The sequence below is a fragment of the Bacillus sp. CGMCC 1.16607 genome (assembly GCF_042683745.1).
Taxonomy (GTDB): Bacteria; Bacillota; Bacilli; order Bacillales; family Cytobacillaceae; genus Pseudoneobacillus.
Window position 1 is genome coordinate 356,059 of record NZ_JBHUJX010000008.1, and the last position, 12,796, is coordinate 368,854.

Annotated in this window: 12 protein-coding genes; 5 read left to right on the forward strand and 7 right to left on the reverse strand. The window is 35.3% G+C overall.

Translation table 11 applies throughout. The features are described 5' to 3' along the window. Window positions 1-20 precede the first annotated feature (20 nt). A complete protein-coding gene (locus ACFSO7_RS04610; protein WP_377875718.1) occupies window positions 21-530 on the reverse strand; it encodes a CBO0543 family protein in 510 nt (169 codons plus the stop codon). A gap of 155 nt (window positions 531-685) precedes the next feature. On the opposite strand from ACFSO7_RS04610, the gene ACFSO7_RS04615 reads away from it, so the two are divergent. The 3 genes from ACFSO7_RS04615 to ACFSO7_RS04625 all read left to right on the forward strand — a co-directional run bounded on the left by ACFSO7_RS04615 (window position 686) and on the right by ACFSO7_RS04625 (window position 4,370). Next, window positions 686-1,417 carry a DsbA family oxidoreductase gene (locus ACFSO7_RS04615; RefSeq protein WP_377875719.1) on the forward strand — a complete coding sequence of 244 codons (732 nt, stop codon included), beginning with the start codon at window positions 686-688 and terminating at the stop codon, window positions 1,415-1,417. A 352-nt stretch (window positions 1,418-1,769) separates the two neighbouring features. Continuing rightward, a complete protein-coding gene (locus tag ACFSO7_RS04620) occupies window positions 1,770-3,332 on the forward strand; it encodes an amidohydrolase family protein (RefSeq protein WP_377875720.1) in 1,563 nt (520 codons plus the stop codon). Window positions 3,333-3,344: 12 nt separating this feature from the next. Further along, window positions 3,345-4,370 carry a LacI family DNA-binding transcriptional regulator gene (locus ACFSO7_RS04625; RefSeq protein ID WP_377875722.1) on the forward strand — a complete coding sequence of 342 codons (1,026 nt, stop codon included), beginning with the start codon at window positions 3,345-3,347 and terminating at the stop codon, window positions 4,368-4,370. 122 nt (window positions 4,371-4,492) lie between these two features. Here ACFSO7_RS04625 and ACFSO7_RS04630 read toward each other — a convergent pair whose 3' ends face one another. The 4 genes from ACFSO7_RS04630 to ACFSO7_RS04645 form a co-directional block, all read right to left on the reverse strand. After that, a complete protein-coding gene (locus tag ACFSO7_RS04630) occupies window positions 4,493-6,145 on the reverse strand; it encodes an FAD-binding dehydrogenase (protein ID WP_377875724.1) in 1,653 nt (550 codons plus the stop codon). A 44-nt stretch (window positions 6,146-6,189) separates the two neighbouring features. Then, entirely contained in the window at window positions 6,190-6,414 is a 225-nt protein-coding gene (locus ACFSO7_RS04635; protein WP_377875725.1) for a hypothetical protein, read from the reverse strand. 200 nt (window positions 6,415-6,614) lie between these two features. Continuing rightward, window positions 6,615-6,758 carry a hypothetical protein gene (locus tag ACFSO7_RS04640; protein WP_377875727.1) on the reverse strand — a complete coding sequence of 48 codons (144 nt, stop codon included), beginning with the start codon at window positions 6,756-6,758 and terminating at the stop codon, window positions 6,615-6,617. Between the two features lie 54 nt (window positions 6,759-6,812). Further along, window positions 6,813-7,010, reverse strand: coding sequence for a DUF2187 family protein (locus ACFSO7_RS04645; protein ID WP_377875729.1), 198 nt, complete (start codon window positions 7,008-7,010; stop codon window positions 6,813-6,815). Window positions 7,011-7,184: 174 nt separating this feature from the next. Between ACFSO7_RS04645 and ACFSO7_RS04650 the strand changes: the two genes are divergently transcribed. After that, window positions 7,185-7,844, forward strand: coding sequence for a TetR/AcrR family transcriptional regulator (locus tag ACFSO7_RS04650; protein WP_377875731.1), 660 nt, complete (start codon window positions 7,185-7,187; stop codon window positions 7,842-7,844). Window positions 7,845-7,924: 80 nt separating this feature from the next. Here ACFSO7_RS04650 and fumC read toward each other — a convergent pair whose 3' ends face one another. After that, window positions 7,925-9,313 carry a class II fumarate hydratase gene (gene fumC / locus ACFSO7_RS04655; RefSeq protein ID WP_377875733.1) on the reverse strand — a complete coding sequence of 463 codons (1,389 nt, stop codon included), beginning with the start codon at window positions 9,311-9,313 and terminating at the stop codon, window positions 7,925-7,927. Between the two features lie 306 nt (window positions 9,314-9,619). On the opposite strand from fumC, the gene katA reads away from it, so the two are divergent. Next, window positions 9,620-11,080: a catalase KatA gene (gene katA / locus ACFSO7_RS04660; RefSeq protein WP_377875735.1), complete on the forward strand. Its 1,461-nt coding sequence runs from the start codon at window positions 9,620-9,622 to the stop codon at window positions 11,078-11,080. 109 nt (window positions 11,081-11,189) lie between these two features. Here katA and ACFSO7_RS04665 read toward each other — a convergent pair whose 3' ends face one another. Beyond that, the gene (locus ACFSO7_RS04665; RefSeq protein ID WP_377875737.1) at window positions 11,190-12,665 is read right to left on the reverse strand and encodes a diguanylate cyclase domain-containing protein; all 1,476 of its coding nucleotides are present in this window, start codon (window positions 12,663-12,665) and stop codon (window positions 11,190-11,192) included. Window positions 12,666-12,796 lie beyond the last annotated feature (131 nt).

Consider the following 12,796-nt stretch of genomic DNA (forward strand, 5'->3'; position numbering starts at 1 on the left):
TTAATGAATTTATAATCTATCTAATTAATCGGAACTTGAAACCGTAAAAGTAGAAAAACGATAATTGGAACTGATAAAACATATGCCAATAACGGACGATAAAAATGTAATAAAAGCATGGGAAGCATGATGATAACGAAGAAAATGGACCATCCAAAGGTCCAGCCGTTAGTATAAACACATAGGCCTTTCCAAACCATAATAAATTCAAATAATAGCCATAAGGCAATCCAAAAAAACATATACAAACACTGCTTTAAAAAATTATCTTTAGGAAATCGATATAAATAAACAAGCAATGTACTTGGATAAATAGTAAACATAATAAAAAGGTTATTAAATACATGGTTCGGCAGTAAATTTGGCGGATTCGGATAAGACCACAACTGGTAATTTAGAGTGAACATATTGTAAAGAAGATCGCCTATTATGAAAAATTGGATTGTTGATAAATATTTTTTCCAATTTTTCCAATCTCCCCAGCACCATGCACAAATAATTGTGAAAAATCCAATCAAAATGTGAAACATTAAATCACCTTTCGCAATAAAGAATAATAATCATTAATGAAGTTCTTATTTATTGTTTCCAAGATACTTCCAAAAATGATTGAGAGTTTTAATTTTAGCACTTTTAGATTCCTGTGCTAAAATAAATTTAGTTGAAAAATAAAGAGGTGTAGTAAATGAAAATTGAGATATGGTCAGATTTCGTTTGTCCGTTCTGTTATATCGGGAAGCGTCGTTTAGAAGAAGCATTAAACCAATTTCCACATAAAGAGAAAGTTGAAGTAGAATTTAAAAGCTTTGAACTTGATCCTAATGCACCCGAATATAGTGGAAGAAGCATACATGAGGCACTTGCAGTGAAATATGGAATGACCATTGATGAGGCAAAAAAAGCAAATGAAGGTGTCGGTAAACAAGCCAATAGCGTTGGGTTGACTTTCAATTTTGAAGAGATGAAACCAACAAACACTTTTGATGCTCATAGATTGGCTAAATATGCAAAAACACTAGGAAAAGAACGTGAAATTACTGAAAGGCTACTATTTGGTTACTTTATGGAATCGAAGAACCTAGGGGATCAAGAAACACTCTTAGATTTGGCAGAATCAGTAGGATTAGATAGGAATGATGCAGTAACTATTTTACAGGATAAAAACGCTTTCGCTAATGATGTACGGATAGACGAAGGACTTGCACAAGCATATGGTGTAAGAGGAGTGCCATATTTTATTATCAATCAAAAGTATGCAATTTCAGGTGCACAGCCTACGGAAACATTCTTACGTGCACTTTTACAAGTTTGGCAAGAAGAATCAACTACTCCTGTCTTGCAGGATCTATCATCAGAAAGTGTAGATGATGCAAGTTGTATGGATGGAAGCTGTGCAGTTCCGGGGAAAAATGAATAGTTTATTATTATAATTAATATCAAGACCGAGGTATACATAAATATACTTCGGTCTATTTTTTTTGAGATATCTATTGGTTTAATTTTTTGGGAACGTTCCCAAAAAAGATTGACGGTCATAATAAGTAAATGATATTTTTAAAATATAGTTTTCAGACTTTTTAATAAATTGCAATTAAAGTGGCGTTTCAAAAAAAATTTCTAAATTTAGTATCAAAAGGAGCCTTATATATTTTGCCGAAGGTATGCAAAACTATTTCGATAAAAAGCTTAAAAAGGAAATGGACACTCTCGAGGTAAACAAGATGAATTTAGTGAAAATTTTACAAAATAGACTAAGAGGTAGGATAAAAATGAATAAAAAGATTTTGCTAGGAATGACGATTATAATCTTCGTTATTTTCGGGGGATTCGTTGTAAAACAAAAGACAAATACTACAGCTATAGAGGAAAAGGTTATAGATCCATGTATAGAATATATAGAGAGGGTGAGGGCAAAGGAAAACAATGAAGATCTAGTTGAAAAATATAAAGATCTCCTCATCATAGATTCCCATAATCATGATGCCACAAGTTATCAAAAAATGAGTGCCATATGGAACAAATATTATATAGACAAGATTGCTGTTTCAGGTTATGTAGCTCGTAAGAATAGTATATTAACAGATCAACTAACATGGGAAGCCTATCAGGAATATCCAGATCAAATATATCCATTTTTCGGAGGGTTTGATCCATATTCTACTGACAGCTTAAAGATGATTAAAGAACAATTAGAAAAAGGGTATGTTGGTATCGGTGAGCTTGCTGCTCCTTCCCATAATTCTTCAACAGTAAGTAATAGCGAATGGAAAGCAGAAAACGCAATGGATGGAATTCTTCCGGAAGTGTATAAACTAGCGGGAGAATATAAAGTTCCAGTCCTATTACATATAGATCCTCCGCATGGGAGTTCAATTGAAGTTTTAGAACAAGCAGCTAATCAATACCCAGAAACGACTTTTATATTTGGACATGCGAATGCATTTAACGACCCAGAATCGTTAATAAATCTAGCTAGTAATCACCCTAATATTATTCTAGATATATTTGCTGGTTTTACTGCTTATAATCAAGCAAGTGGACTTGCATTATCAGATTTTTCTGCCTTAATTGAGAAATTTCCTAATCAGGTTGTTATGAGTACAGATTCAGGTTATGGAATTGAATATGAAGAAGCTATCTTAGCTATGTATGAATTAATTGATATATTAAAGCCTGAAACCGCATGTAAAGTATCTCATCAAAACTTTCAAAAATTAATGGAGGGGCAAAAGTCAACTGAGAACCAAATCAACCTCATTGATGATTATGCAAACCAATTAAAGCGGGAAGTAAAGCAACCGACATCGAAATTAGAAGCAAATAAAATGATTTTTAGCCTAGAAAAAGAACTTGATTTAGATCGAAAGCCATTTAATATGAAAGAATTTAGCCCCAAAGAGGTAGGGGAATCAAAACAGAAAACATTTAATGAATTGAACGAGATGGACATGGTCGCTATATCAAGAGATTTGATAGAAAAACTGCAACGGGGAATGTATAGTGAAGAAATTGAAGACTTGAATTACGAAGAACTACATTCTACTATTTATTTTGAAGGGGCTATTTTAGAAAAATATAAGATGGGAAGAGCAACAAGTCCGTATTTGCACAAATATCGATATCATAATCTTACTTTTAGTAATGAAATTGTTTCTATGAATGAAGATGATTTTATGTATGAGGGTGACCTTTATGAATATGTTACATCACTTGAAACGAACGAACGAACGACTGATGTATCAAGATTTAAAATTTGGGTCGCTTATGATAAGGAAACGAATTCTTATAAAATAAAAGATGAACTTGCTGTAGGGATTCAAGTGAAGGATTAAGGGCGTGTGTGAATGGGAGTCTCCATTAAAGATGTAGCAAAAAAGAGTGGATTATCCACTAGTACGGTATCTCGAGTATTGAATAATCAATATGGTGTTAGTCAGAAAACAAAGCATCTTGTCCTGAAAGCAGTTGAAGAATTAGGATACGTACCTAATTTACAAGCAAGAGAATTGGTCAATAAAAAGAGTAATTTAGTTGGTCTAATCATTCCGGAAACGGATTTTGAAGCACGACCAGCTTTTTTCGAAATCCTTCCTTATTTGAATCAAACTATTTCGCTATATCAAAAAGAAATCATTATATCGGCTGTCACGCCGATTCCACGTCGCTATCAGGATAATCAATTGGAAACGTTTTTAAAGAAAAGAAACCTGGAAGGCTGTATCATCCTTCCGGGTTTCATTAGTGATCATCCAATTTATAAAGAGGCTAGAAATACTCATTATCCCATTGTGGTTGTCGGTGAAAACTCCTATTCTAATACTTGTTCATCAATTAAAGTTAATGATGAAAAGGGAGCCCAAATAGCTACAAATTTTTTTATCGAAAACGGGCATAGAGAAATTGGATTTGTGAATGGTCCGAGTCATGCTTCGATTTGTATAGAAAGATTGACTGGCTATAAAAAAGCATTAAGTGATGCGAATATCCCCTGGAATCAGGAAAGGATCATTGAAAGTGATTTCACAGGAGAAGGTGGAGCAAGGAGTGCTGAAAAATTACTGGATTCTTTTCCTTCTTTAACGGCGATCTTTTTTGCAAATGATATTATGGCGATTGGAGCTATATCCGCATTATCAAAAAGAGGGGTAAATATTCCAGAAACAATTTCGATCATTGGATATGATGGAATATTTTTAACTAAATATACGAATCCACCACTGACCACTATCGAATTAGAAAGTTCATTAATGGGAACTAAAATCGGTGAATTATTAATCAGAATGACTAATGGGGGAGTAGGAAAGAGGAAATATCTTACCCCAAAATTAACAATAAGAAGTACTGTGAAAAATATAAGTGGTTTTAAATAAATTTTTAATGTAATCCTAATTTTCAAAGATAAACTATAGTAACAAGAAAACAGCTATCTGTTGTGATTAGGCTAACTTCAAATAGCTGTATTTTCTATTGAAAATTAATTTAGCGAAGAAATTTATTCTAATTCCTTAACAATTGCTCTCCCCGCTTGCCTTCCAGTGAAAAGACAGCCACCTACAAAGGTTCCTTCAAGTGAACGATAACCATGAATTCCACCGCCACCAAAGCCAGAAACTTCACCAGCAGCATAAAGACCAGGAACTGGATTTCCAGTTTGATCTAGGACCCGACCAGATAAATCGGTTTGCAATCCACCAAGTGTTTTTCGACTGACAATGTTTAGACGGACGGCAATTAACGGTCCCATTTTTGGATCCAATATTTTGTGTGGGGAAGCGACTCTAATTAGTTTATCTCCTATATAATTACGTGCTCCGCGGATAGCCGTAATTTGTAAGTCTTTTGTAAAAGTATTGTCTATTTCACGGTCTCTCGCCATAATTTGCTGCTCAATATCAGCAAAATTAAGTAGATTATCGCCTGTAATTTTATTCATACCTGCAACAAGTTCATCGAGGGTGTGCGCAATCATAAAGTCTTCACCTTTGTCCATGAACGCCTTTACAGGTGCGGTTGGACCTGGAAGGACTCGTGATAAGACTTTTTTTATACTTTTACCAGTTAAATCGGGATTTTGTTCTGACCCTGAAAGGGCAAATTCCTTTTCAATCATTTTCTGTGTCAGTATAAACCAAGAGTAATCGTACCCTGATTTTTGAATAGTTTCAAGTGTTCCCAGAGTATCGAAGCCAGGGAAGTTCGGTGCTGGAAATCGTTTCCCTTTGGCATCAAGCCAAATCGAAGAGGGGCCGGGTAATATACGTATACCGTGCATTGGCCATACTGGATCCCAGTTTTTTATGCCTTCAGTATAATGCCACATGCGATCGCGATTCACAATTCGTCCGCCTACTTCCTCCGTAATGGCTAACATTCGTCCGTCTACATGCTTCGGCACGCCTGAAATCATATTTTTAGGGGGCTTGCCCAGTCGTTCTGGCCAATTTTTCCGTATGAGATCATGGTTTCCGCCAATACCTCCGCTAGTGACCATTACGGCTTTCGCATAAAATTCAAAGTGATCAATGACTTCGCGGGAGCTCTCCTCACCACGCGCTGCAGAGCTAGCGATAAGTATGTCTCCTTTTACCCCAATAACAGCACCATTTTCTTTTATTATTTCATTGACTCGATGCCTTGGACGATAGTCGACAATACTTTTCGCTATAGCTTGACGCACGCGCTCCTCAAATGGTTTCACAAGTCCAGGACCTGTACCCCAAACAATGTGGAACCGAGGAACGGAATTTCCATGTCCATCAGCAAGATATCCGCCTCGCTCTGCCCAGCCTACCACTGGAAAGAAACGAATACCTAAGGAATAAAGCCATTCACGTTTTTCTCCAGCAGCAAAGTTAACATAGGCTTCAGCCCATTTTTTGCCCCAATAATCTTCATCATCTCTATCAAATCCAGCTGTTCCGAGCCAGTCTTGCCAGGCAAGATCGCGTGAATCTTTTATTCCTAAACGTCGCTGTTCGGGTGAATCAACAAGAAATAGTCCCCCAAAGGACCACCACGCTTGTCCACCGAGGGAAGCTTCTGGTTCTTGATCTAAAAGAAGGACTTTCTTTCCTGCATCAGCTAGTTCAGCAGTAGCCACTAAACCAGCTAGACCCGCACCAACAACAATCACATCATATTCCATCTAATTTCCTCCCTAGGCTACCATAAATCTAATATGTAGATCCATTAAAGTTTAAGATCGTTATTTGGTCCATTTAATGACATTTTTTCGAGTTCGAGCTTCATTTTTTCTGTTTCAATCAAAAAGTTTTCGTGTTTAAGTTTTTCCAGTTCAAGTTCATCTTTAAGCATCTGATGCTTCAGCTGAGATTGCTTTTGAAAATGCAAAGAGATTGTTTTTATAATTGGAAGTGAAAAAATTAAAACGACGGCAACTAAACCTGTAGACACCTGGATTCCTCCTTCGATTTTTAATAATCAATATAAATTATTTGATAAGCGGGAATATTCTTATTATAAAATATCATATCAAAAATAAATAAAAACGAGTATAGGTTATTTACGAAGGAAGGATAAGAAAGTTTCAACAATAAAATATGAATAAAAAAGCCTCAAACCTTTTAAGGTTTGAAGCTTATAAATTTACTATTTTATCGAGAGATAATGGAAGCTGGAAGTGCAATGATCTTTCCACCAATTTGAATATGGATTGTATCGTTGAATACTGCTTTCACAATTCCTTTTAAAGAAACGGTTGAATTTATCGCTAATTTCGGTTCAGAGTTATTTGTCATTCATCATAACCTCCAATTAGATAAAAATTTATAGGGTATTTCTATGTTTATTTATTATATTATAACTAGTTTATAATTGTCGTGTGAAACTTCTGTTACTGGAGATTTAATTTTCATTCGATTGGCATCTGAATGATTCAGTTGAACGACTATATTTTCGTCATTTACAGTCAAAACTTCCCCAATAAGAGAAACATCTTTTTTCGTAAAAAGGACTTTGTCACCTTTTTTAGCCGGCTTGTTTGAGATCATTTTCATCAAACTCCCTATGAAAGATTCGTAAGTGATTACTTAGAATACTAGAATAGTATAAAAATATGAACTGTAGTTCAATTATTGCATAGTCAATTAGAAAGTGTCAATGGAAAAGTTGAACTTTGGTTCATGTTTGATTTTTGTGGTATGATACTGGTAGAGGTGAATACAATGTCAGAAAAAGATGATGGACAATTAGTTGGAACGTTCCCTTTTATGCCAAAGCAGGAAAGGGCCCAACAAAAAAGACTTCTATTATTAGAGAGTGGTCGTTGTTTATTTATTGAGAAAGGTTATGATCAAACGACGGCTAAAGATATTGCCTTGCATGCAGGGGTAGCAACGGGAACTTTTTATCGATATTTTTCTGATAAAAGACAATTGTTAATGTCACTTTTAGAGGATAAATTAGAGAATTTATTGCCACCTGAGCCAAATTGGATAAATGAAGATCCTGAACATGTACTTTCCTCTATATTACATGCGCACTATAAACGGTTGGATAATTTAGGAATACATAAAGTGCTACCCGAATTATTGCCTAAGGATCCGGAATTAGCGGATGTACTCCAAGAGGCGAAACGAAAAATGCACGCCCGCATCCATTCGGGATTAGTAATAGCGAAGGAAAAAGGTTTGACGTGGCAAGACTTAGATCTAGATTTAGTAACATGGTCAATAATGATGTTGGTTGAATGTGGACCACAAAAGGAAGTTCAAAGTGGAAACCCAATGAATTATCAAGAAATGTCAAAAATAATCTGTCGAATTGTTTTTCCGCCAGAAGTACTACATCGATTACAGTTTGAAAAAATGGAGAAAGAAAAATGAGTTTAAAAAACGGGCAGTGAACGGTCACTATGAGACCTTCATAATACCCGTTTTTTTATTTATAAGTCAGAATCCCCAATTTATTCCTTTGGCTGTATCATTTCTTCAGGTTTTACAAAACGATCAAATTCTTCTTTCGTCAACATACCTAGTTTGATAGCCGCTTCTTTTAATGAAAGTCTTTCCTTATGGGCATATTTTGCAATGGCTGCTGCTTTTTCATATCCAATATGAGGATTAAGTGCGGTTACTAGCATAAGTGATTCATTCAAATACTTTGTAATTACTGGGATATTAGCTTCAATACCTATAGCACAATGGATTCGAAAAGAATCAATGGTATCTGCCAACAATCTTACAGATTGCAAGAAATTATAAATAATAACGGGTTTGAATACGTTTAATTCAAAATTCCCTTGGCTAGCGGCAAATCCGATCGCTGCATCATTTCCCATCACCTGAACAGCAACCATAGTCATTGCTTCGCTTTGGGTCGGATTCACTTTTCCAGGCATAATTGAACTACCAGGTTCGTTTTCTGGGATCGTAATCTCGCCAATCCCACATCTTGGTCCGCTTGCTAACCATCTTACATCATTGGCGATTTTCATTAAATCTGCAGCCAATGCTTTAAGTGCTCCGTGAGCAAATACAGCTTCATCGTGACTCGTTAATGCGTGAAACTTATTTATAGATGAATGAAATGAGAGTTTTGTGAAATTAGATATTTCTTCTGCTACAAGCTTACCGAATTGCGGATGTGCATTAATACCTGTTCCAACGGCAGTTCCACCGATTGCTAAGGACTGCATCTTACTGATTGAGTCGGAAATCATTTCTTTAGATCGTTCTAGCATATGTACCCATCCACTTATTTCTTGAGCAAGAGTTAATGGGGTCGCATCTTGAAGATGGGTTCGACCAATTTTAATAATAGAAGAAAACTCTTTTTCTTTTACTTGTAAGGTAGAAGTGAAAATTTCTATTGATGGAAGTAAGGTTTCAGATACTGCTTTTACACCTGCAATATGCATGGCTGTAGGAAAGGTATCATTCGAACTTTGACTCATATTTACATGATCATTCGGATGAATTCGTTCCTCGAATTGTTTTTCAGTTAACCATTCGTTTCCAACATAGGCTATCACTTCGTTCACATTCATATTACTTTGTGTGCCACTGCCAGTTTGCCATACAACTAGAGGAAAATGATCGTTTAATTTTCCTTCGATTATCTGATCACAAGCATATACAATTGCTTTTGTTTTTTGGGGACTTAGTTTTCCTAGTTTTTCATTTACTATTGCTGTACTTCTTTTTAAAATCGCAAATGCATGAATGATTTCCAGCGGCATTTTCTCCAAACCGATTTTGAAATTGTCTTTACTACGTTGTGTCTGGGCACCCCAAAATTTGTTTTTAGGAACATTTACTTCTCCCATTGTGTCTTTTTCAACTCGAAATTCCAATTTATCCACCTCGCTACTTTGTTTATATACTCGGTACATAATATGCATGAAATCATTGTAGTCTATGCTTTCACTCATACATTAATATGTTTGGAGTCTCCATTTTTTTAATTAAGAAATAAAGTGACAAGTTTTCTTCATTTTTGAATATACATTCAATGAGTCCAAGTTATAACATATCTGAATTTTAGAAATAGACTATTAATTTATTTAAATACTTATTTATAATTATTATAAAAAAGTATTGATTTTTGATTGATAAATGTTATCATAAGTTTAGTAGACAAATTATACGAGGTGATTGAAATGAATACGAATAAAAACCATTTAACTACTTCTTGGGGAGCACCCGTAGGTGATAATCAAAATTCTATGACGGCAGGGTCACGTGGCCCAACATTAATACAAGATGTTCATTTACTTGAGAAACTAGCACATTTTAATAGAGAACGTGTGCCTGAACGAGTTGTTCATGCAAAAGGTACGGGAGCGCATGGTTATTTCGAAGTAACGAATGACTTAACAAAATATACGAAAGCAAACTTCTTGTCAGAGGTTGGGAAGCGTACACCAATGTTCATTCGATTCTCAACAGTTGCTGGCGAACTAGGTTCAGCTGATACTGTTCGTGATCCACGTGGATTTGCTGTGAAATTTTACACAGAAGAAGGAAATTATGATCTAGTTGGAAACAACACACCAATATTCTTTATACGTGATGCAATTAAATTCCCGGATTTCATTCATACACAAAAGCGTCACCCACAAACTCATTTGAAAAATCCAAACGCAGTTTGGGACTTCTGGTCTCATTCTCCGGAAAGCTTGCACCAAGTTACCTACTTGATGGGGGACCGTGGCTTACCAGCTACTTTACGTCATATGAACGGTTATGGTAGCCACACGTTTAAATGGGTGAATGCAGATGGAGATGCAGTTTGGGTGAAATATCACTTCAAAGCTGACCAAGGTGTGAAAAATATGACAGCTGAAGTGGCAGCTAAGCTTGCTGGAGAAAATCCAGACTATCATACTGAAGATTTATTTAACGCGATTGAGAATGGGGACTTCCCATCATGGACATTGCATGTTCAAATTATGCCATTTGAAGACGCGAATACTTATCGATTTGATCCATTTGATGTGACAAAAACTTGGTCACATAAAGACTATCCATTAATTGAAGTTGGCCGTATGGTTTTAAATCGCAATCCTGAAAATTATTTTGCTGAAGTGGAGCAAGCAACCTTCTCTCCTGGAACTCTTGTACCTGGTATCGAAGTGTCACCTGATAAAATGCTTCAAGGACGTATATTCGCTTATGCGGATGCGCACCGTTATCGTGTTGGCGCAAATCACAATGCATTACCAATTAATCGTCCACACAGTGAAGTGAAAAACTATCAACGTGACGGCCAAATGCGCTTTGATGGCAATGGCGGTAAATCCGTTTACTATGAACCAAATAGCTTTGGTGGACCAACAGAAACTTCTGAAAACAAACAATCGGCATTTGCAGTTTCAGGTGTTGCTGAACAAGTCGCTTATGATCAAAATGATCATTACACACAAGCGGGTGATCTTTACCGATTAATGAGTGAAGATGAAAGAACACGTCTTGTTGAAACGATTGTAGGTGCGATGAAGCCTGTAGAAAGTGATGAAATTAAACTTCGTCAAATTGGTCATTTCTTTAAGGCCGATCCAGAATACGGAACTCGTATTGCAGCAGGATTAGGCTTATCATTACCACAAGAAGTAAAGTAGTCTGATCGTTTCAAAAATTAAGTAGCAAAAAAGCCCTTGTCGAACTTTTTTCAACAAGGGCTTTACTTTTATAGTAAAAAATTTTTTGACTTCAAAAATTGTCCAGCTTTTAGAGGTCAAATGTTTGTACTTGGTTTCTTTCTTTTTTTGCTAAATAAAGTGCTTCATCCGCAGTAATGATTAATTGTAAATGACTTTTATTTGCGGTAGGGATAATGGTGGATACTCCAGCACTTATTGTCACAAATGGTATTACTTTTGAATTCATATGTGGAATGGCTAGATTTTGAATCGTTTTTCTTAATTCTTCAGCTAATTCGGTGGAAACTTTTTTGTTTTTGTTTGGCAGGATAATTGCAAATTCCTCACCACCATAGCGAGCAACAAGAGTAGTTTCATCTGTAAATAAAGATTGAGCTGTATTGGCAACCTCTATAATGCACTCATCACCTTGTTGGTGACCGTATGTATCGTTATAAATTTTAAAATGATCGATATCAAACAAAATCAAAGAAATAGGTGTGTTTTCTTTTATTGCTTTTTTCCATTCTTTTTCTAAAGTATGGTCAAAGCTTCTTCGATTCGCAATTTCTGTTAATCCATCTAAATTTGAAAGTTTCTTTAATTTTTCATTCACTTTTAATAACTCTTCTTCAACTTGCTTCCGATCTGTAAAATCTCTAGATGCACAAATAATTTCAGCTTGTTGGTTACCTTTACTCATCATCAATTTTGAAGTGGTTTCTAACCAAATGTATTCTTCATCTTTTCGTTTAAAACGATACCTTGCTACAAATTCCCTCTTATTATTTAATATTGTTGCGTGTGATTGTTTAATTTTTTCGAAATCTGCAGGGTGATAAAAATCATATGGATTCTTGCCAATTAATTCTTGTGGTTCATATCCTAAAATTTTGGTACAGGAAGGAGATAAATATTTAAAGCTCCCGTCAATATGATGGGTTGAAATTAGATCAGTTGAATTCTCAGCCATTACTTTAAAATAAAGAATCGATCGATGATTGTCATTTGATTTCTTTATATATTCTACGAAGTAATAGATAAAAACACCGGCTAGAATAGAGATACTTAAGTAGAATGGAATAAATTGGTTGGAAATTCTCGGATTATTAACTAAAACATAAATGAGAATGGAACTCGCTGCTACATAAGAAGCATTCATGTAAATGTATTTAATAATAAGAGGAATATTACATTTAGAGTAATATCCTAAAAGTATTCCCATAATGATTGCCACACTAGCAGCTGATATGGATGTAATACTAATCCCAAAGATTAATATTCGAAAGCTTCCAACAAGTATACCAGCAATGATCGATGAAATTGGACCGCCAAAGATTGCCGCAATGACAAGAGCTAAATGTCTTAAATCCAAAATCACCTTATCCGTAACATAGATGGTACTAAACATTAGGATTATACCAAACATCCCTGAACCTATACCCAAATACACTCTCGTTTTAAAAGATGAGGTAAAGTCTAATGAACGATTCTGATATAATCTACCGACTAAAAATAAAAACGTCGATGTAATAGCTACATTATTTAATAGGTCAATATACATACAAATTCCCCCGAAATAACTTATCACAAAAATGAACACGAAACAAATAATTTTTGTCGAAAAATGACAGTTAATTTTCTCACTTATTTTGCTTACAATATAAAACATAAAATGTCGAAAGAAAAATTATG

Excerpts from the sequence above, each read along its gene's own strand:
- ACFSO7_RS04610 (WP_377875718.1), bottom strand. The coding sequence starts at position 530 with ATGTTTCACATTTTGATTGGATTTTTCACAATTATTTGTGCATGGTGC.
- ACFSO7_RS04615 (WP_377875719.1), top strand. The coding sequence starts at position 686 with ATGAAAATTGAGATATGGTCAGATTTCGTTTGTCCGTTCTGTTATATC.
- ACFSO7_RS04620 (WP_377875720.1), top strand. The coding sequence starts at position 1,770 with ATGAATAAAAAGATTTTGCTAGGAATGACGATTATAATCTTCGTTATT.
- ACFSO7_RS04625 (WP_377875722.1), top strand. The coding sequence starts at position 3,345 with ATGGGAGTCTCCATTAAAGATGTAGCAAAAAAGAGTGGATTATCCACT.
- ACFSO7_RS04630 (WP_377875724.1), bottom strand. The coding sequence starts at position 6,145 with ATGGAATATGATGTGATTGTTGTTGGTGCGGGTCTAGCTGGTTTAGTG.
- ACFSO7_RS04640 (WP_377875727.1), bottom strand. The coding sequence starts at position 6,758 with ATGACAAATAACTCTGAACCGAAATTAGCGATAAATTCAACCGTTTCT.
- ACFSO7_RS04645 (WP_377875729.1), bottom strand. The coding sequence starts at position 7,010 with ATGATCTCAAACAAGCCGGCTAAAAAAGGTGACAAAGTCCTTTTTACG.
- ACFSO7_RS04650 (WP_377875731.1), top strand. The coding sequence starts at position 7,185 with ATGTCAGAAAAAGATGATGGACAATTAGTTGGAACGTTCCCTTTTATG.
- katA (WP_377875735.1), top strand. The coding sequence starts at position 9,620 with ATGAATACGAATAAAAACCATTTAACTACTTCTTGGGGAGCACCCGTA.
- ACFSO7_RS04665 (WP_377875737.1), bottom strand. The coding sequence starts at position 12,665 with ATGTATATTGACCTATTAAATAATGTAGCTATTACATCGACGTTTTTA.